Raw genomic sequence first — 18,724 nt, forward strand, 5'->3', positions numbered from 1 at the left:
CTCACCTCCGTCCGAACAGCCCTTGCGGGCGCAGATACATGACGACGACGAGCAGCAGCAGCGCCGGGATCGTCCGGTAGGCCGGCGAGATCAGATAGGCCGTTCCGGTCTCGAGATAGCCCACCACATAGGCCGCGATCAGGGAGCCCGACACGCTGCCGAGGCCGCCGAGCACCACGATCGAGAACGCGCTCGCCGTCAGCGGCCCGACGCTGTAGGAGCTGACCCCCAAGAACATGCCGAGCAGGATGCCGGCCACCCCCGCCAGCAGGCCGTAGATGGCCCAGACGGTGAGGTAGATCGACGATAGTTCGATGCCCAGCAAGGTGACGCCGCGCGGATTCATCGACGCCGCCATGACAGCCTTGCCGCGCCTGGTGCGGTTGACCAGGAACCACAACAGCCCGATGGCCACCCAGCAGATCACGGCGGTGAAGTATTCGTTGCGTGGTGTGCGCACGCCGAACACCGTGGTGACGCCCTCGACGATCGGCAGCACGGTCTTGGCATTGTTGGTGAAGAAATATGCGATCGCCTCCTGGATGATGATGCCCCACAGCAGCGTCGCGGTCAGGATGAAGATCTCCTTCTCCGATTCAGCAATCACCTTGGAGCGCTGGATCGGCCTGACGGCGATGAAGTAGGTGGCGAAGGCCAAAATGAAGCCGGCGAGGACTCCGATCAGCGCGCCGGTGTAGGGCCCGACACCGAATTCGCTGGCGGCAGCCCAGGCTGCAACCGCGGCGCCGACCATGATGGCGCCGTGGGAAAGGTTGAGCACGCCCGAGACACCGAAGATCAGTGTGAAGCCGGTCGCGCCGAGGGCATACAGCGCGCTGATGGCAAAGCCATCGATCAAGATCTGCCAGAAAAGCATTGAAAATCGACCTGCAACGTCAGACTGAGGCACCAAGAAAATGGGCCGCTCCTTGAAGGAGCGGCCCGCGATGCGTCAGTTGCTGGCCGCCTTGAGCTTGATGAAGGACGGCCAGGTGGCGGTGCCGGCGGCGAGCTCCTTGGGCCAGACGTTGACCTGCTTGCCGTTCTGCCATTGCAGCATCAGCCCGGTGATGTAGCCCTTTCCGGTCCGCAGCGCGTGCGGGTTCGGGTCGCCCTTCGGCTTGAAGGCGATGCGGCCGATCGTCCCGACATAGTCGGTCGCTTCCATCGCCTCGACCATCTTGTCGGGATCGGTGCCGCCGGCCCGATGGATCGCATCCGCGATCATGTAGACGTCGTCATAGGAGGTGTAGCCGGCATAGGACGGGAAGTTTCCGAACTTCTTCTGATAGGCCTCCACGAACGGCAGCGTCTTCGGCGTCACCGCGACGCCCGGTCCCGACACGGCATTGTACATGACGCCCTCGACGGCGCCGTTGGTGTCTTTCCAGAAGGTCGAGTTGGTCGCCTGCGAGGAAATGCCGAACATCGGGATCGGCACCTGCTGGCTCTTCCACTGCACGGTCGGCTGGGTGCCGACATGCGAGATGCCGGTGATCATGACGTCCGGCTTCAGGCCCTCGATCTTGTTGAAGATCGGCGTGAAGTCGGTGGTGTCAGGCGACATGCGGATATGGTCGACGACCTTGAGCCCGATCTCCGGCAGGCATTTCTCGTAGCCGGCGTCGAGCGGCGTCGTCCACGCCGCGTCCTCGCTCATGATCACCGCGGTCTTCATCTTGTAGGGCTCGACCAGCAGGTCCTTGGCCGCGTCGCAGACGAGGCCGGCCAACGAGGTCGAGGTCAGATAGCCGTGGAAGGTGTATTTGAGCTGGTCGTAGTTCTTGGCGATGTTCTGGGTGATGACGTCGGACGCGGCACCGGGCGTGATCATCAGCGTCTTGAGGCGCCCTGCCCACGGCTCCAGCGCCAGCACGACCTCGGAGATGTAGCTCGCGATGACCGCGTTGACCTTGTCCTCGCTGACGGCGCGCTGGAAGGCGCGCACCGATTCCGCCGAGGAGGAGTGATTGTCGTAGACGACGATCTCGATCTTGCGCCCGTCGATGCCGCCCTTGGCGTTGATCTCCTCGGCGGCCAATTGCGCTGCGGGTGCGATCGACGAGCCGGCGACGGCCTGTGCCTCGGAGATGACACCGATCCTGATCGGGTCTGCGGCCCAGGCGGCCGAGGAGACGAGCGCAGTTGCGCAGCTCGCAAGCAAGATGGACTTGAGCGAAATCATGAAACCTCCCGAATCCTTATGCCTCTGACGGGCAGGCTCGACTTTGGTCTCCCACATGCCAGTGAGCAAGGGAACATCCCGAGACGTGCTCTGCGCTCAGCGCATTGTGATAGCGCGCCGCGCTCATGGCTCACGGAATGTCTTACAGGACTGCATGGTTCCTGCGCGCGGACCAAATATATCCGCTGCATTGCAGCAGCGGATATTCCGAGTTGAAGAGGGCCACGTCCTTACGACGAGGCGATCCCTTACGACGAGGCGGTGCCCTTTGACCTACATGAAGCTTCTCGACTGAAGCGGCAACCTCAACTCAGCCAAACTGACGCACGTGCCCAAGCATCTCGTGCACGTCGTAGGTCATGACGGCGAGAAGCGCCGCGATCGCGAGATAAGTCCCGGCATATTCGAGCTTCGTCTGCAGCGTCGTGCCATAATAGGCGACGTTCTCGGGCGCGCCGGGATCGTAGCGCCAGGCCTTCATCAGTTGCGGGGCTGCGAGGATGGCGATGATGATCAGCATCGGGCTCGGCCGATAGAGCATCAAGGCCAGCAGCATGGGAACGCCAAGCAGCCAGATGCGCGGACTCAGCACGCTGGTGACGCGGCCGCCGTCCAGCGGCGAGATCGGCAGCAGGTTGAACAGGTTGAGGAACAGGCCGGAATAGGCGATCGCAAGCAGCAGATTGCTGTCGTCCGATCGCGCCCACAGATAGACCGCAAGCGCGGCCGCGGTCCCGACTAGCGGACCGGCGAGTGCCACATAGGCCTCCGTCTCGACGTCGACCGGCTGCTCCTTGAGCGCGATCCAGGCGCCGACGAACGGGATGAAGGCGGGAGCGCCGACGTCGAGGCCGCGCTGACGTGCGGCGACGTAGTGTCCCATCTCATGGGCAAACAGGAGCGCAATGAAGCCGGCGGCATAGCGCCAGCCCCAGATGCCGGCATAGACGACCAGCGACAGCAGCATCGTGCCGCCGCTCATGGCGAGCTTCCCCCATTTCAGGCCGGAGAACAGGATCAGCAGGAGAGCCTTCACGTCGGCCCGCCCGCGTTGTCGCCGCGCGGCTTGCGGCGCAGGAAGTTCATGACAGCGGCCCCGGCGCCGACGACGGCGAAGATGATGATCTTGGCGAACTTCAGGACGAACGCACCGGCCAGCGCCAGCAGCCCGAGCTTCTTCGCGGCAACGCCGCCGACCAGCGCCAGCAATCCATATTCGGCGATCCGATCCGTGCTGGCACTGAAATCCTCATAACGCTTGCCGGCATTGTAGGAGAGATCGGACAGCAGCTCGTGCGCCACCGCCTTGTCGCCCGCGATCCGCTCCGAGCCGGACAGGAGGTTCAGGCTGAAATAGCCGTCACGCCCGAGTGCGTAGGTGTTGTAGTTGACGTTCTTCGGCGCATCGTCGGGCTGGCCCTTCTCCTTGGCGAGCAGCGACCAGACGAGACGATGCGTCGTGGCGTCGTAGGCCGGCGGCTCGACCCAGCCGACCACGGCCATTTCCGGAAATCCGCGCGCCGCACGGTCCTTGTTCGCCTCGTCGGCGCCGGCGCGAAGGTTGCTCAGCAGATCGTCCGCGTTCCAGCTCTTGGCGTCGTCGTCTTTGATGTAGCCTTCCTTGATGTGCTTGATGACCACCATCCAGTCGTCGTTCTGGCGTCTGCCGACGACCAGCCCGACGAAGGTCGCGTCGTTGACGACGTTGCCGAGCGCGCGAAGGACCCGCAGGCCTTCGTTCTTCGGGACGTAGAAGTAGTCGGCCGGCAGCTTCAGCGTGCCCTGGTCGATCAGCACGATGTCGCTTGGTCCGTCGGTGCCCGCTTGGCTCGCCGCCTGCCAGGCCGCCATCAGTTCAGCCTTGCGCGTGGCCTCATCCAGAGGCACGGCCTGCGCGTGAGCGGACAGGACGACGAACGCTGCGCACAACATTGCGCGCGCAATGACAATCAAGCTTTGCACCGGCCCCAATCCCCCCAAGAACATCGGTCGGATAGTACCTCGAAGGCTCGGCAGCGCGCAACAAGAGGGCGATTCAGGCCTCTCGAAGCGATCGACTGGCGCTGCAGCGAGGGAGAGATGGTCCGAAAAGGCCCCCTCCTCGTCACGACGCTGTCTTGCTTTCGGCCAAAGCGGCGGGTCGAGTCACGTTTGAAAATTCAAAGAGAACATCGGCGTCGGCGGCGGGCCAAGGGTTTGGGGATCAGCAATGCAGTCCACACAGAACGTGCAACAGATTGATCAGAGCGAGATCGGCCTCGCCCCTGGGAAGCCCGAGAAGACAAGCTATGATCAACTGTACCGGCGGGTCCTGCGTGAGGTGCTGACCCGGATCGATACGCGGCTCGCGGCGATCGAGAGGCCCGGCGTGGCGGCGGATGCCGCGGCGGCAGCGAGCACGAGCGGGGCGGCAGACGCCGGGGCCAGCCGCTGGGCGCGGATGAAGGCACCGCTCGGCAGGCTGCGCGGGCGCAACGCCGTGGGTCTCGCTCTGCTGGTCGTGCTGGTCGGTGGCTCGGTCGCCTGGTCGCAGCGCGACGCCGGCACCTCGCTGATGGACCGTTGGATGCCGGGCGCCAGCGAAGCTCCGCAGGACGAGGCGTCAGCCCAGCAGGGTAGCGAGGATGCCATGATGTCGAATGCCTCGCTGAGGGGAGCGGAAGACACCACCGGCCCCCGCGAGCCCGCGACGTTGATGCAGAGGATGGCGCGTGACATCGCCGATCTGCAGCAGGGCATCGAACAGATCAAGTCGACGCAGGATCAGGCCAGCCGCGATCACACCCGCGCCATCGAGCAGCTGCAAGCCGGCCAGGATCAGCTGATGCGTCTGGTGTCACGAATGTCCAACCAGTCGGTGCAGGCACGCGGCACGGTGCCCCCAGGCCCGCCCCAGCAGATCATCGTGACGCCGCAGCAGCGGACCACCACGGGAATGGCCCGGCCGCAGCCGGCGCAGCCGCAGGGCTCGACGTTCGGGACACTCTTTACCCGCAACACCTCGGGCATTCAGCCGCCGATGCCGCGTTGATGGTGTGATCGGCCGTGCTCACCGGTGGCGGTCTTGGCCGCCGCCGATCCGCGCGCTTGCCGATCGGCCCCTTATCGGCCCGTTACGAGCAGGTGTGAACGCGCCCGTCGTAGCCGCGGTAGATGCCCTTCTCCGCGTCATAGGTGCGGAAGCTCTTGCAGTTCACACCCCGCCTCTTCGCCTCCCGCTTCATTTCGCTCTTCTGTTCGCTCTTGGGCTTGCGGACGCGTTGCTCGCGCTTGGCGGGCTTGGCGTCGTCCTCGGCATGTTGGGCATGCGCGTGGCCGTGCCGTCCGGGCTTGGCCGACGGGGACGCGGTGTCCTGCTTCGCAGCCGCCTTCCCCGGCGTGGCCGCGGAAGAAACTGCGGCCGGCGGCGCGGATGTCTTGGGCTCGGCCGGCGCAACCGCGGGCTTCACCTCGGCGGCGGCAGCCGGCTTTTCGGCGGGCGCCGCGGCTGCGGGCTTGCTCTCCGCAGCCTTCTCTTCGGCTTTCTCCGGTGCGGGCGCGTCCTTGGCGACGGCGGCGGGCTGAACGGCCGGAGCGGGCTCTGCCGGTTTCGACTCGGTCACGGCCGGCTTCTGGCCGACGTCGGTGCCGGAGTTCGGTTCGACCTTGGTCTCGGATTTGGCCTCGGCCGGCTTGCTCTCGGCCGCAGCATCCGTCGCGGTTTTTTCGGTTGATACTTTGTCCGCCGGCTGCTGGCTCGCGCTGTCTGTGGCCTGAACGGGTTTGGTGTCCGCAGCGGCTGGCTCGCCGGGCTTCTCGGCCGTCTTCTTAGGCTCGGCCGCAAGCTTGCCGGCGGCATCCGAGGGCTGCTCGGCGGGCCTGGTTTGAGCAACCGCGGGTTTCGGCTCGGACTCTACGGGCTTTTCGGCCGTCGGCGCGGCAGACTGCTCCGTGGCGGGCTTGGCCGCATCGTTCGCGGCTCCCTGGGCCCAGGCGCTGGAGCCAGCGATCACTCCGAGGACGCAGAACAGAACGCCCGCGCGGACGGCTGGCGGACAAACAACGGAAACTTGCATGCTGGAAAACTCGCTTGAGGGGCCGGCAGATTGCCGGTTTACGTCATCTGCAGCCAGCTTTCGCCACGAAAACGGCATGCGCGCAAAAGAGTCGCACGAGGTGTGCTTTCCGCATCATGGATTTGCAATCGCGACGTGAAGGCCGGCGCGCCGACACTCAATGCGTCGGATGCCGACGGCACATCGGCCGCCTGAATGGCGCGGACTGCGCCCGGCGGGACCCCGGGTGGCGTCGCGGCGCTTCACGCGCTCACGGCGTTGCGGCTGATCACGTGATGGTAGTACGACGCGCTGAGCTTGGGCGTGCGCACCTGGGTGTCGAAGTCGACGTGATAGATGCCGAAGCGCTGCTTGTAGCCGAACACCCACTCGAAATTGTCCAGCAGGCTCCACAGGAAGTAGCCCTTCACGGGCACGCCCTCGGACGTTGCGCGCTGCAGCTGGGCGAGATAGTTGCGCAGATACATCACGCGGTCGAGGTCGTGGACCTTGCCATCGGCGGTCAGCTTGTCGTCCGAGGAGGTGCCGTTCTCGGTGATGTAGATGGTCTGGAGATTCCAGATCTTGGCGGCGAGCTTCGGCACCCAATAGGCCGTCTCCGGACCGACCAGCAGCCAGGGTGAGCTCATGTGCGGGAACGAGGACGGCATCGGCAGCACGTCGAATCCGGTCGCGCGGTCCGACGCGACGACATACGCTTGCGGCGCGTAGATGTTGAGGCCGACGAAATCGACCGGCGCCGAAATGATCTTCAGTTCGTCGGCGGTGAATTTCGGCGCATCCTTGCCGGACCACGCCAGGAAACCCTCCGTGTAGCGCCCCTCGAGGATGACGTTGAGGAAGCCGGCATTCAATTCGCGCGTCGCGATCTCGGCGGCGCGGATGTTCTCCGGCGTGTCGATCGCCGGCAGGCAGGCCGTGATGTTCTCGGCCATGCCGACGCGCATGCCGGCGCGCCCGCCGGATCGGATGGCCTGGACGGCGAGACCGTGCGCCAGCGCCACGTGATGGCGCGCCTGGTTGACCTGCTGCTGCGGCAGCTTCAGCCCGGGCGCGTCGACGCCGAGGCCATAGCCGAACGGAACGAAGCGGCCGCATTCGTTGATGGTGAAGATGGTCTTCACACGGTCGCCGAGATGCTCGGCGACGTAGCCCGCATAGTGCGCAAAGGCCCTGGCCGTGTCGACCGAGAGCCAGCCGCCGACGCGGTCCTGCAGCGCCTGCGGCAGATCCCAATGATACAGCGTTGCGTACGGCGTGATGCCGTTGGCCAGGAGCTCGTCGACGAGGCGGTTGTAGAAGTCGAGGCCCTTCGGATTGGGAGTCAGCCCCCCGTCGGGAAACAGCCGGGGCCAGGCGATCGAGAACCGATAGGCCCGGCAGCCGAGCTCCTTGATCAGCCGCACGTCGTCCTTGTAGCGGTTGTAGTGATCGCAGGCGACGTCGCCGGTGCTGCCGTCCTCGATGTTGCCCTGCAAATGCGTGAACACGTCCCAGATCGACGGCCCACGGCCATCGGCCGTGGCCCCGCCCTCGATCTGGTACGACGACGTCGCCGTCCCCCACACGAAATCGGCGGGAAACCGCCGCCCGGCATCCTCCTTCACCGCGCCCTCCTCCGCTTGCGCCGGGCCATTGGCCGCCCCGAGGGCGGCCAGCCCGGCCAGCTTTGCAAGATCACGGCGGGAGACGTCGTTCGGCATTGATGAACCTCAAACCTCTGTTGCTATCGTGCCCGATCGGGACGGCGAAAGCATCACGAACCATATCTGCGCTCCGATTTGAACAGCCCGAGGTGGCGGCAAGGGAGCGGCCTCGATCACATCTGCGTCCGGAATCGGCGCGTCAATGACCGACGGCGCCGCGCCCGGCATTGTGACCGCCGCACGGCTGCGGCAGCGTTGAAACGCGACTGCTCGCACCGTCGGTTTGTAACGTCCTCGGCTCGACAGCGGTGCCCGATTACGCCTATGGTTGTACCATGACGGATCACGGCCACCATCACGACCATCCGCACGATCACTCGGACCTGTCCGAGACCGATCTGCGGGTCCGCGCGCTCGAAAGCATCCTGACCGAGAAGGGATATATCGATCCCGCTGCGCTCGACGTGCTCATCGAGACCTATGAGAGCAAGGTCGGTCCCCGCAACGGCGCCCAGGTCGTGGCGCGGGCCTGGACCGATCCGGCCTATCGGGCACGCCTTCTTGCCGACGCCACGCCGGCGATCGGTGAGCTCGGCTATGCCGGCCGCCAGGGCGAGCACATCGTGGCGGTCGAGAACACGCCGGATCTGCACAACATGGTCGTGTGCACGCTGTGCTCCTGCTATCCGTGGCCCGTGCTCGGCCTGCCGCCGGTCTGGTACAAGTCGGCGCCCTATCGCGCCAAGGCGGTGAAGGATCCGCGCGGCGTCCTGAAGGATTTCGGCTTCGACTTGCCGCCGACGACGAAGATCCGGGTGTGGGATTCGACGGCCGAGGTCCGCTATTTCGTGCTGCCGATGCGTCCCGCGGGGACCGACGGCTGGAGCGCGGAGCGGCTCGCCGAGCTCGTCACGCGCGACAGCATGATCGGCACCGGGCTGCCGAAGCAGCCGCACGAGGTCGGCCGCTGATGGATGGTGCGCATGACATGGGCGGCGTCGCCGGCTTCGGCCCGGTCCGCCCCGAGCCGAACGAGCCGGTGTTTCACGCCGAATGGGAGCGCCGCGCGTTCGCCATGACGCTGGCGATGGCGACCCCCGGCGGCTGGAACATCGACATGTCGCGGTTCGCGCGCGAGAACCGTCCCCCAGACGACTACCTCGGCATGAGCTACTACCAGATCTGGCTCGCGGGCCTCGAACGGCTGATGCAGGAGCGGCATCTGGTCGACGCCGATGAGATCGCCGCCGGCAAGGTGCTGCATCCGGCCAAGCCCGTCGCCAAGATCCTCACTGCAGATGCCGTCGCGCCGACACTGCGTCGCGGTGGCCCGACCGAACGCGTGGCGACGCAGCCGGCGCTGTTCGCCGTCGGCGACAGTGTTCGGGCCAAGGACATCAATCCGTCGACACACACGCGGCTGCCGCGCTACGTGCGCGGCCATCTCGGCCGCGTCGCGGCGGTCAGAGGCATGCACGTGTTTCCGGACAGCAACGCCCATGGCGGCGGCGAAGATCCGCAATGGCTCTACACGGTGGCGTTCAGCGGCGCCGAGCTGTGGGCCGATGCGCCCGATCCGCTGCTGGAGGTTACGGTCGACGCTTTCGAGCCCTATCTGGAGCCAGCCCGATGAAACCGGACCGTGAGGCGGCGGTCGCGGCGACGCGCGCCCTGCCCGGCATTCCCGTTGATGACAGCGGGCCCGTATTTCGCGAGCCGTGGGAAGCGCACGCCTTCGCGATGGCCGTCACGCTGCACGCCCGCGGGCTATTCACCTGGCCCGAATGGGCCGCTGCGCTCGCCCAGGAGATTTCACGCGCGCAAGCGGCCGGCGACGCCGATTGCGGCGATACGTATTATCGACACTGGCTGGCGACGCTCGAACGTCTGGTCGCCGAGAAGGGCGTCACCTCCGCCGATGCGCTCGCGCGCTACCGCGACGCCTGGGATCACGCGGCCGATCGCACCCCACATGGCAAGCCCATCGAGCTCCGGCCCGAGGATTTTGCCGGCTGAGCGTTTCGCAAGGGTCGCGAGGATGCTTAATGCCCGGTGAGCGGGCGATCCTGCTTTTGATGGTGCGGTCTTAACGGCCGGCTATTCATGCCGCGAACAGCCGTATTCGTTCGAAATTGAACATTCATCAGTGCGTCCGTAGCGTCCCGCATCTTCTTTGCCGAAGTTGAGGGGACGTTGAAAATGCCCGCGCCAGAGTTCGCCACCATCGTCGACACGCTCGCCGGCGTGCGTCAGGACTATCATGAGAAGCTCAAATCGATTCCGCAATACGAGGCCTTCCTGCTGATCGAGAGCTCGACCGAGAAGGCCGCCGGAGCCCTGCACGGCACCGAAGCGTCGGGCTCCTCCATCGCCACCGACGTGATCGACTCGCTGCAATATGCGCGCAACCGGTTCGAGCAGCACATGGCCTCGATCCCGGAATATCGCGTGCTGGTGGCGATCGACCGCGTGATCAAGGAGATCTCGCAGCATCTCGGCCTCGCGCCGCATGATGATGCGCCGGCCACAGAGAGCCTTGCCGCGGCCGCCGAACAGCCCGCCGAAGCCGCCGAGGCGGTGGCCAGCGCTGCGAGCGCCGACACGGATGCTCCCGCCGAAGAGGCCGTCGACCCGGCGCCGGAGCAGGCAGAAATGGCCGAGGACGAACCGGCCGCAGCGAAGCCGGTCGAGGCCGAGGCCCCGACCCTGCGTATCGTCGACAAGCCGGTGAAGTCGCCGTCGATCGTGCCCGCCGATCACGACGGTGCCGCCCACGACGACGACATCGTGGTGCTGAACGCGCCTGCCTGGGAGAAGAGCGGCAAGGACGCCAATCACGACATCACCGCGCGCCTCGTCGCGCAGGCGGCCTCCGCCGCAGCCAGTGAGGCCGATGACGGCCACGACCTCGCCGATGCGGATCTCGTCATCGTCAGCCAGCGTGAGCCGTCGGACAACGAAGCCGCCTGAGCGCTCGCCTGTCGCGCAACTCTCCGCGGGGCCCGAAGGCCCCGCTTCCGATTCAGGATGGCCCGCCCGCCGCGATGTATTCGCGCCATCCTTTGGCGCGCAGCTCGCAGGCGGGACACTGTCCGCAGCCATGCCCCCAATCGTGCCGTGCGCCGCGCTCGCCGAGATAACAGGTGTGCGACCGGTCGCGGATCAGGTCCACGAGCCCGGTGCCGCCGAGGTCATGCGCCAACTGCCAGGTCGCGGCCTTCGACAGCCACATCAGCGGCGTGTGCAGCTCGAACGCGCGCGCCATGCCCAGGCTCAGCGCGCTCTGCAGCGCCTTGATGGTCTCGTCGCGGCAGTCCGGATAGCCCGAATAGTCCGTCTCGCACATGCCGCCGACGATGTGGCGGATGCCGCGGCGATAGGCGAGCGCCGCCGCAAAGGTCAGGAACACCAGATTGCGGCCCGGCACGAAGGTGTTGGGCAGGCCGTCAGCGCCCATCTCGATCGCGACGTCGCGCGTCAGCGCCGTCTCGGAGATCGCAGCCAGCGTTGGAATGTCCAGCGTGTGGCTGTCACCGAGCTTGGCCGCCCAGTCGTGACGCAGGCGCGCGATGCCCTCGACCAGCCGGTCGCGGCAGGCGAGCTCGATCGCATGGCGCTGGCCGTAGGCGAATCCGATCGTCTCGACGCGCGCGAAGCGGTCGAGCGCCCAGGCCAGGCACGTCGTGGAATCCTGCCCGCCCGAGAACAGCACCAGGGCTGTCATGTCCTGCTCACTCATGGCCCCCCGCTTAGCATCATCGACGGGTCGGGCCAACCCGCGGAGCGATCCCGCGTAATCGCCCTTTTTGCTGGGAGCCGCGCGCGGCTTGGGGCATACAGGACACGATCGAACGATGCTGTCAGGACCTGCCCATGATCCCCTCCCGCGACATCTCACGCCTGATCGAGATCATGGCGGCGCTGCGCACGCCGGTCACCGGCTGCCCGTGGGATATCGAGCAGACGTTCCGGACCATCGCGCCCTACACCATCGAGGAAGCTTATGAGGTGGCCGATGCGATCACGCGCGACGATCTCGACGATCTGCGCGAGGAGCTCGGCGATCTCCTGCTGCAGGTGGTCTATCACGCCCGCATCGCCGAAGAACAAGGCGCGTTTGCATTCGGCGACGTCGTCGAGGGCATCACGAAGAAGATGATCCGCCGCCATCCGCATGTGTTCCCGGACAAGGACGGCAACGTCACTCAGCCCACCAAAGGCACATGGGACCGCATCAAGGCCGAGGAGAAGGCCGAGCGCGCCGCGCGGCGGCCGCCCGAGGCGCAGACGGGCAAGTCCTCGCTGCTGTCAGGCATCAAGGCCGGACAGCCTGCGCTGGTCCGCGCGATGGAGCTGCAGCGCAAGGCCGCGACCGTCGGTTTCGACTGGAACGATCCGCGCGCGGTGTTGCAGAAGATCCGCGAGGAAGCCGACGAGATCGAGGCCGCGCTCGACAACAAGGATGCGACCGAGCTGACCGAGGAGACCGGCGATCTCCTGTTCGCGCTGGTCAATCTTGCCCGCCATGCCGAGGTGGATCCGGAGACCGCATTGCGGGGCACCAACGCCAAGTTCGAGCGCCGTTTCGCGCACATCGAACAGGCGCTGACGGCCAAGGGCCGTACACTCGAACAAGCGTCGCTCGACGAGATGGACGAATTGTGGAACGAGGCGAAGCGACTGGAGAAGTAGCGTCCCCGTCTCCGAAGCCGTGATCAGCCGCCCTTCCGCGACAGCACGGCCTTTGCGATCTCGACGAAGCGCTGCGCGGCCGGCGACAATCCAAAGTCGGCGCGGCTCAGCAGCGAGACATGCCGATGGATCGTCGGCTGCGACAGCGGGATCGCGGCAAGCGTCGGAAATTGTGCCTTCGGCAGCATGTGCGCGGGCAGGATGCTGATGCCGGCGCCCTCCGCCGTGAGCGCCAGCGCGGTCGTGATCAGCGACACCTCCCACGCCGGCTTCAGCGCCCGCCCCGTCTGCGCCAGCGCTTCGTCGATCTGACGGCGGATGCGCGTGCCGTGACGCATCGTGATCAGATCGGAGCTCATGATGCCGTCCCAGGTCAGACGGCGGTGCTTCTCGAACCGGCCGTCCTTGATGCCGATCGCCGAGAGCGGACTTTGCATCAGTGTATCGATCCTGACCTCCGGCACGCGGTCGTCCTCGACGCTGCCGAGGCCGAACTCCGCGTGCCCGGCCATCACGATCGCGAGGAGTTCGTCGGGCGCGACATCACGCAGATCGATCCTCACCTCGGGATGGCGCGATCGAAACGTCGCAAACACGCGTGGAAGCAGCGCCGACGCGACGCCCGCTGAGACCGCGATGGAAATTCGGCCGGCCTTGATCTCGGCAAGGTCGCGCATCCGCTGCGACAGCCCCTGCGTCCCCGCCAGGATGCGTTCCGCGGCGGTGATCGCCTCACGGCAGGCCGCCGTCGGGTGCAGCGCCCGCGTCGTGCGATCGAACAGCTTGAGCTGAAAGTTCTCCTCGATCTGCCGGATCAGCAGGCTGATCGCCGACTGCGTGACGCGCAGCTCGGCGGCGGCCCTGGTGATGCTGCCGAGCCGATACACCAGGACCAGGGCCTCCAATTGCCGCAAGGTCGGGGGCATTAGCTTTCCTCATGAATGAATGAGAATTTTGTGGCTAATCGAAAGAGTTTGATCATGCAACATATTTGCAAACAGCCGGCGGCTGCTGCGAAGCGCGCCAGGCAACAACAAGCACATGGGGAGGGACATTTGACGCAAGCGATCAATCTCACGCGCTACGTCGACGATCGGCCGCTGTCGGGCTTCCAGATCAGGGTGATCTGCCTGTGCGCGCTGGTCGTCGGGCTCGACGGCTTCGATGCCCAGGCGCTCGGCTTCGTCGCCCCTGCCCTCAGCAAGGACCTGCATCTGGCGCCGGGCGCGTTGGGGCCCGTGTTCGGTGCGTCCCTGTTCGGCGTGATGATCGGCTCGCTGGTGTTCGGCGCGCTGGCCGACTATCTCGGGCGCAAATGGCTCGTCGTCGCCGGGGTTCTCGTGTTCGCGCTTGGATCGCTGGCGACCACCCAGGCCACCAGCGTATCCGACCTCGTCATCATTCGGTTCCTCACCGGCCTCGGGCTCGGCGGCGTCCTGCCCAACACGATCGCTCTGACCGGCGAATATTCGCCGCAGCGTCGCAGGACCCTGTTGATCATGCTGATGTTCATGACGGTGTCGCTCGGATCGGCGATCGGCGGAGCGGTCGCGGCGAAGCTCATCACCGCCTATGGCTGGCAGATCATCTTTCTCATCGGCGGCATTCTGCCGCTCATCCTCTGTCCGGTTCTCATTATCTGGCTGCCGGAATCGCTCTCGCTGCTGGCTCTCGACGACAACAAGAATGATCGCGTGCGCGCGCTGCTGAGCCGGATCGATCCGTCGGACCGCCTCCCCGCCGACGCGCGCTTTACGATCATCGAGGAGAGCGGCAAGGGCTTCCTGCTGCCGCAGTTGTTCACCAAGCGGCGCCTGCTCCCGACCCTGCTGCTGTGGGTGATGTTCTTCATGAACATGATGGACATCTATTTCCTCAACAGCTGGCTGCCGACGCTCACACATGGTGTCGGGCTTGACGTCCAGGCGGCGATCGCCGTCGGCATCGCCTTCCAGCTCGGCGGCATGCTTGGCACCGTCGGGCTCGGCCTGCTGATCGAAAAGTTCGGCTTCGATCGCGTCCTGTTCGCGACCTACGTTGCCGGCTTCCTCTCGATCATCACCATCGGTATCGCGGGAGCCTCGTTGCCGGTTCTCGTGCCGGCCGTCTTCATTGCCGGCGTCGCGGTGATCGGCGGACAGATCGGCTGCAACGCCTACGCGGCGCGCATCTATCCGACCTACATCCGCGGCACCGGCATCGGCTGGGCACTGGGCATCGGCCGCTTCGGCTCGATCCTCGGCGTCACGATCGGCGGGTTGATGCTCGCGGCGAAATGGGACGTGTCCTCGCTGTTTCAGGCCAGCGCGGTGCCGCAGCTGTTCTCGGCACTGGTGATCCTGGGCCTTGCCGTCCTCGGCATGCGCGGCAGTCTTCCGACCGCCGAGGGCACGCAGAGGGATGCGCTTTCGACAGCCGAGCGTGCCTAGGTTCAGAGCAGAAGAGAGCTGACATGAAGACGATTCAAACCCAGGTGCTCATCGTGGGCGCCGGTCCGGTCGGACTGACCGCCGCCATGGATCTCGCCTCGCGCGGCATCGAGGTCGTGGTCGCGGAGATCAGGCGCGCCGGAGAGCCGCCCAACGTAAAATGCAACCACGTCTCCGCGCGCTCGATGGAGGTGTTCCGCCGCCTTGGCATCGTCCAACAAGTGCGCGAAGGCGGCCTGCCGGCCGACTTTCCCAACGACTGCGCCTATCGCACCACGGTCGTCGGCCGCGAGCTGACGCGCATCCCGATTCCGTCCCGCAAGGACCGCTATACGGCGACCGGTGGACCCGACACCGATTGGCCGACGCCCGAGCCGCCCCATCGCATCAACCAGATCTATCTCGAGCCCATCCTGTTCGCTTGCGCCGAGGCGCAACGCGGCATCACGATCCTGAACCGCGTCGAGGTCGATCGGTTCGACCAGGATGAAAACGGCGTGATCGCGCGGGCACGCGATCTCGACGCCGGCCGAGACATCACCATTTCGGCCGATTATCTGATTGGCTGCGACGGTGGCCGCTCCGCGGTGCGCAAGCTGATCGGCGCGCGGCTCAGCGGCACCGATGTCGTGCAGCGGGTGCAGTCGACCTACATCCATGCCCCTGCGCTGAAGGACCTGATCACCCAGAAGCCGGCCTGGATGACGATGTCGCTCAACCCGCGGCGCTGCGGCACCACCGTCTCCATCGACGGCCGCGACAACTGGCTGATCCACAACCACCTCGCGGCCGAGGAAGTCGAATTCGACAGTGTCGATCGCGATTGGGCGTTGCGCACCATTCTCGGTGTCGACGACCGTTTCGAGTACGAGGTCATCAGCAAGGAGGACTGGATCGGACGCCGCCTGGTGGCGGATCGCTTTCGCGATCGCCGTGCCTTCATCTGTGGCGATGCGGCGCATCTGTGGATTCCCTATGCGGGCTACGGCATGAATGCCGGGATCGCCGATGCGGTCGACCTGTGCTGGATGCTCGCCGGCGTGCTGCACGGCTGGGCTGCCCCTGCCCTGCTGGACGCCTATGAGGCGGAGCGGCAGCCGATCACCGAGCAGGTGTCGCACTTCGCGATGAACCATGCGCTCGCCGTGATGAGCCAGCGACGCAGCGTGCCTGCCGAAGTCGAAATGGACGGCCCCGTGGGCGATGAGGCGCGCCGCAAGGTGGGACAGGCCGCCTACGACCTCAACGTGCAGCAATATTGCTGCTCCGGCCTGAACTTCGGCTACTACTACGACCGGTCACCGGCCATTTCGTACGATGGCGAGACGCCGCCGCCCTACGGCATGGGCCATTTCACCGCGTCGACCGTGCCGGGCGCACGCTCCCCGCATGTGTGGCTCGCCGATGGCCGCTCGCTGCTCGACGCGCTCGGCCCGGCCTATACGCTGGTCCGGTTCGATCCAACCATCAATGCCGAGGCGCTGGTCGAGGCCGCAGCCCGCCAGGGCGTTCCCTTGACGCTCGTCGACGTCGACCGGGCCAAGGGCGGCTACGACTTCGCTGACAGCCTGCTCGTGGTGCGACCGGATTCGCACATCGCCTGGCGCGGCGCGGCCGCACCTCAGGAGCCCGACGACCTGTTGGACCGCCTGCGCGGCCTCACAACCCAGGCTGAGGCCGTGCGCCGTGACAATGCCGTCGTCGCCTGATCCTCGCCACCGCGCCATGACACGCCACACCACCGCGCACTACTTCCTCGAGGCGCTCGTCGAGAGCGGCATCGACTACATCTTTGCCAATCTCGGCACCGATCATGTCTCGCTGATCGAGGAACTTGCACGCTGGGACAGCGAAGGTCGACGGCACCCCGAGGTGATCCTGTGCCCCCACGAGGTGGTCGCGGTGCACATGGCGATGGGCTATGCGAGCGCGACCGGCCGCGGTCAGGCCGTGTTCGTCCACGTCGATGCCGGCACGGCGAACGCGTGCATGGCCATTCAGAACGCCTTTCGCTACCGGCTGCCGGTGCTGCTGTTCGCTGGGCGGGCTCCGTTCGCGCTGCATGGCGAGCTGCCGGGAGGACGTGACACCTACGTCCACTTCGTGCAGGAGAGCTTCGATCAGGGCAGCATCGTGCGGCCCTATGTCAAATGGGAATACACCCTGCCGTCGGGCGTCGTCGTCAAGGAGGCGGTGGCCCGCGCTGCCGCGTTCATGCACAGCGATCCGCCCGGCCCGGTCTACATGATGCTGCCGCGAGAAACCCTTGCCGAGACCTGGGACGAACAGGCGATGCCGGCCTACCCGGCCGCGCGCTATGGCAGCGTCAAAGCGGGAGGCATCGAGCCGGAACGCGCGCAGGCGATCGCGGACGCGCTGATGAAGGCGGACAATCCGATCGCGGTGACCGCATATCTCGGACGCAGTGCCGAGGCGGTTTCTGTGCTGGAGCGACTGGCGCTGGTCTGCGGAATCCGGGTCGCCGAGTTCAATCCCATCACGATGAACATCTGCCAGGACTCCCCTTGCTTTGCGGGCGCCGATCCTGCCGCGCTTATTGCTGGCGCCGATCTCGGGCTGCTCATCGACATCGACGTCCCCTTCATTCCGCAGATGCTGAAGGCGGCCGATCGGCTGCGCTGGATCCAGATCGACATCGACGCCCTGAAGGCGGACATCCCGATGTGGGGATTTGCCACCGACCTCCGCATTCAGGGCGATTCGGCCGTCATTCTTCGGCAGGTCCTGGAGCTCGTCGTCGCACGTGCCGACGATACATATTTGAGGAAGGTGCGCGACCGGATCGCGAGCTGGCAGCCAACCCGCAAGGCCGCGCATGCGAGACATACGTCGGCGGCCGCGCAGAAGGGCTCAATCGGCGCGATCAACCCGGCCCATTTGTTCGCGCGGCTGCAGGCGCATCTGTCGGAGCACGACATCGTTGTCAACGAGGCGGTCCGCAACGCGCCGGTCCTGCAGCAGCAGCTTCGCCGCACCAGGCCGATGACCTATGTGGGCCTGGCGGGCGGCGGCCTCGGCTTCAGCGGCGGCATGGCGCTCGGACTCAAGCTCGCCAATCCCTCAGCGCGCGTGGTGCAGATCGTCGGCGACGGCGCCTATCATTTCGCCGCGCCGGATTCCGTCTACGCCGTAGCGCAGCAATATCAGCTTCCGATCCTGACCGTGATCCTCGACAATAACGGCTGGCAGGCGGTGAAGGCATCGGTTCAGCGCGTCTATCCGGACGGCGCGGCACAGCAGACCGACTCATTTCTTTCCCGGCTCTGCACCGGCCGTCAGGACGAGCAGCGTCGTCTCGCCGACATCGCCTGCGCATTCGGCGCCCATGGCGAGCGGGTCGACGATCCCGAGGCGCTCGATGCAGCCATCGAACGCTGCGTCGCAGCCGTCGATGGCGGTCGCGCCGCAGTGCTGCACGTCGACATCACGCCGCTTTAGTTCGATCGAGCGCGACCAAATGGCGGTCTGATCCGGCGCGACGGTCAGTTGTGCAGAGATGTAGACGACCAGTGCGGCCTACCCACAGCAGCAAACAACAATCCGCTGCACCACGACATCACGTTTGACGCTATCAGCGCGTACCGCTCTTTCTGCGCGGTACCTGTGACGATTGGCGAGAAGCCCAGCGGGATCGAGGCCACGCTTCTTGACAGTCGAGCGGTGCCAACGACGATCTACAACACCTCCTTGCCTACA

17 protein-coding genes are annotated in these 18,724 nt (G+C 65.9%); 9 read left to right on the top strand and 8 right to left on the bottom strand.

Translation table 11 applies throughout. The features are described from left to right. Nucleotide 1 precedes the first annotated feature (1 nt). From ACQR03_RS06185 to ACQR03_RS06200, 4 genes are all read right to left on the bottom strand, one after another. Nucleotides 2–877, bottom strand: coding sequence for a branched-chain amino acid ABC transporter permease (locus tag ACQR03_RS06185; RefSeq protein ID WP_315751552.1), 876 nt, complete (start codon nucleotides 875–877; stop codon nucleotides 2–4). Nucleotides 878–952: 75 nt separating this feature from the next. Beyond that, the gene (locus tag ACQR03_RS06190; RefSeq protein WP_315711922.1) at nucleotides 953–2,185 is read right to left on the bottom strand and encodes an ABC transporter substrate-binding protein; all 1,233 of its coding nucleotides are present in this window, start codon (nucleotides 2,183–2,185) and stop codon (nucleotides 953–955) included. Between the two features lie 310 nt (nucleotides 2,186–2,495). Further along, entirely contained in the window at nucleotides 2,496–3,221 is a 726-nt protein-coding gene (locus ACQR03_RS06195; RefSeq protein ID WP_315751551.1) for a site-2 protease family protein, read from the bottom strand. Beyond that, a complete protein-coding gene (locus tag ACQR03_RS06200; protein WP_315711920.1) occupies nucleotides 3,218–4,072 on the bottom strand; it encodes a DUF2167 domain-containing protein in 855 nt (284 codons plus the stop codon). The genes ACQR03_RS06195 and ACQR03_RS06200 overlap by 4 nt, the downstream gene beginning before the upstream one ends. 322 nt (nucleotides 4,073–4,394) lie before the next feature. Here ACQR03_RS06200 and ACQR03_RS06205 point away from each other — a divergent pair, with 322 nt between their 5' ends. Further along, entirely contained in the window at nucleotides 4,395–5,216 is an 822-nt protein-coding gene (locus ACQR03_RS06205) for a hypothetical protein (protein ID WP_315711919.1), read from the top strand. An 82-nt stretch (nucleotides 5,217–5,298) separates the two neighbouring features. Here the strand turns inward: ACQR03_RS06205 and ACQR03_RS06210 are convergent, their stop codons facing one another. Next, complete coding sequence (locus ACQR03_RS06210; protein ID WP_316206949.1) at nucleotides 5,299–6,318, bottom strand: hypothetical protein; 1,020 nt, start codon at nucleotides 6,316–6,318, stop codon at nucleotides 5,299–5,301. Nucleotides 6,319–6,482: 164 nt separating this feature from the next. Continuing rightward, the gene (locus ACQR03_RS06215) at nucleotides 6,483–7,943 is read right to left on the bottom strand and encodes a GH1 family beta-glucosidase (RefSeq protein WP_315751548.1); all 1,461 of its coding nucleotides are present in this window, start codon (nucleotides 7,941–7,943) and stop codon (nucleotides 6,483–6,485) included. Between the two features lie 278 nt (nucleotides 7,944–8,221). On the opposite strand from ACQR03_RS06215, the gene nthA reads away from it, so the two are divergent. From nthA to ACQR03_RS06235, 4 genes are all read left to right on the top strand, one after another. Next, nucleotides 8,222–8,857: a nitrile hydratase subunit alpha gene (gene nthA / locus ACQR03_RS06220; protein WP_315751547.1), complete on the top strand. Its 636-nt coding sequence runs from the start codon at nucleotides 8,222–8,224 to the stop codon at nucleotides 8,855–8,857. After that, nucleotides 8,857–9,519: a nitrile hydratase subunit beta gene (gene nthB / locus ACQR03_RS06225; RefSeq protein WP_315751546.1), complete on the top strand. Its 663-nt coding sequence runs from the start codon at nucleotides 8,857–8,859 to the stop codon at nucleotides 9,517–9,519. Before nthA ends, nthB begins: the two co-directional genes overlap by 1 nt. Continuing rightward, nucleotides 9,516–9,902 carry a nitrile hydratase accessory protein gene (locus ACQR03_RS06230; RefSeq protein WP_315751545.1) on the top strand — a complete coding sequence of 129 codons (387 nt, stop codon included), beginning with the start codon at nucleotides 9,516–9,518 and terminating at the stop codon, nucleotides 9,900–9,902. Before nthB ends, ACQR03_RS06230 begins: the two co-directional genes overlap by 4 nt. Before the next feature lie 183 nt (nucleotides 9,903–10,085). Next, nucleotides 10,086–10,856, top strand: coding sequence for a hypothetical protein (locus ACQR03_RS06235; protein WP_315751544.1), 771 nt, complete (start codon nucleotides 10,086–10,088; stop codon nucleotides 10,854–10,856). 52 nt (nucleotides 10,857–10,908) lie between these two features. On the opposite strand, the gene queC is transcribed toward ACQR03_RS06235, so the two are convergent. After that, a complete protein-coding gene (gene queC / locus ACQR03_RS06240; protein ID WP_315751543.1) occupies nucleotides 10,909–11,625 on the bottom strand; it encodes a 7-cyano-7-deazaguanine synthase QueC in 717 nt (238 codons plus the stop codon). 134 nt (nucleotides 11,626–11,759) lie between these two features. Between queC and mazG the strand changes: the two genes are divergently transcribed. After that, nucleotides 11,760–12,578, top strand: a complete 819-nt coding sequence (mazG, locus tag ACQR03_RS06245; RefSeq protein ID WP_315751542.1) for a nucleoside triphosphate pyrophosphohydrolase — start codon at nucleotides 11,760–11,762, stop codon at nucleotides 12,576–12,578. A 23-nt stretch (nucleotides 12,579–12,601) separates the two neighbouring features. On the opposite strand, the gene ACQR03_RS06250 is transcribed toward mazG, so the two are convergent. Continuing rightward, nucleotides 12,602–13,504 (bottom strand): LysR family transcriptional regulator, encoded by a 903-nt coding sequence (locus ACQR03_RS06250; RefSeq protein ID WP_315751541.1) that lies wholly within the window; start codon nucleotides 13,502–13,504, stop codon nucleotides 12,602–12,604. Between the two features lie 129 nt (nucleotides 13,505–13,633). On the opposite strand from ACQR03_RS06250, the gene ACQR03_RS06255 reads away from it, so the two are divergent. The 3 genes from ACQR03_RS06255 to ACQR03_RS06265 are packed head-to-tail and all read left to right on the top strand — an operon-like array spanning nucleotide 13,634 to nucleotide 18,466. Next, nucleotides 13,634–15,007 carry an MFS transporter gene (locus ACQR03_RS06255; protein ID WP_315751540.1) on the top strand — a complete coding sequence of 458 codons (1,374 nt, stop codon included), beginning with the start codon at nucleotides 13,634–13,636 and terminating at the stop codon, nucleotides 15,005–15,007. Between the two features lie 23 nt (nucleotides 15,008–15,030). Then, on the top strand, nucleotides 15,031–16,716 hold the full coding sequence (locus ACQR03_RS06260) for an FAD-dependent oxidoreductase (protein WP_315751539.1): 1,686 nt from the start codon (nucleotides 15,031–15,033) through the stop codon (nucleotides 16,714–16,716). Between the two features lie 16 nt (nucleotides 16,717–16,732). After that, nucleotides 16,733–18,466: a thiamine pyrophosphate-requiring protein gene (locus ACQR03_RS06265; protein ID WP_434841050.1), complete on the top strand. Its 1,734-nt coding sequence runs from the start codon at nucleotides 16,733–16,735 to the stop codon at nucleotides 18,464–18,466. Nucleotides 18,467–18,724: the final 258 nt, after the last annotated feature.

This window comes from Bradyrhizobium sp. HKCCYLS3070 (genome assembly GCF_051167575.1).
Classification (GTDB): Bacteria; Pseudomonadota; Alphaproteobacteria; order Rhizobiales; family Xanthobacteraceae; genus Bradyrhizobium.

Excerpts from the sequence above, each read along its gene's own strand:
- ACQR03_RS06230 (WP_315751545.1), top strand. The coding sequence starts at position 9,516 with ATGAAACCGGACCGTGAGGCGGCGGTCGCGGCGACGCGCGCCCTGCCC.
- ACQR03_RS06190 (WP_315711922.1), bottom strand. The coding sequence starts at position 2,185 with ATGATTTCGCTCAAGTCCATCTTGCTTGCGAGCTGCGCAACTGCGCTC.
- queC (WP_315751543.1), bottom strand. The coding sequence starts at position 11,625 with ATGAGTGAGCAGGACATGACAGCCCTGGTGCTGTTCTCGGGCGGGCAG.
- ACQR03_RS06260 (WP_315751539.1), top strand. The coding sequence starts at position 15,031 with ATGAAGACGATTCAAACCCAGGTGCTCATCGTGGGCGCCGGTCCGGTC.
- ACQR03_RS06250 (WP_315751541.1), bottom strand. The coding sequence starts at position 13,504 with ATGCCCCCGACCTTGCGGCAATTGGAGGCCCTGGTCCTGGTGTATCGG.
- mazG (WP_315751542.1), top strand. The coding sequence starts at position 11,760 with ATGATCCCCTCCCGCGACATCTCACGCCTGATCGAGATCATGGCGGCG.
- ACQR03_RS06185 (WP_315751552.1), bottom strand. The coding sequence starts at position 877 with ATGCTTTTCTGGCAGATCTTGATCGATGGCTTTGCCATCAGCGCGCTG.
- nthB (WP_315751546.1), top strand. The coding sequence starts at position 8,857 with ATGGATGGTGCGCATGACATGGGCGGCGTCGCCGGCTTCGGCCCGGTC.
- ACQR03_RS06210 (WP_316206949.1), bottom strand. The coding sequence starts at position 6,318 with ATGCCGTTTTCGTGGCGAAAGCTGGCTGCAGATGACGTAAACCGGCAA.
- ACQR03_RS06235 (WP_315751544.1), top strand. The coding sequence starts at position 10,086 with ATGCCCGCGCCAGAGTTCGCCACCATCGTCGACACGCTCGCCGGCGTG.
- ACQR03_RS06205 (WP_315711919.1), top strand. The coding sequence starts at position 4,395 with ATGCAGTCCACACAGAACGTGCAACAGATTGATCAGAGCGAGATCGGC.
- nthA (WP_315751547.1), top strand. The coding sequence starts at position 8,222 with ATGACGGATCACGGCCACCATCACGACCATCCGCACGATCACTCGGAC.
- ACQR03_RS06265 (WP_434841050.1), top strand. The coding sequence starts at position 16,733 with ATGACACGCCACACCACCGCGCACTACTTCCTCGAGGCGCTCGTCGAG.
- ACQR03_RS06215 (WP_315751548.1), bottom strand. The coding sequence starts at position 7,943 with ATGCCGAACGACGTCTCCCGCCGTGATCTTGCAAAGCTGGCCGGGCTG.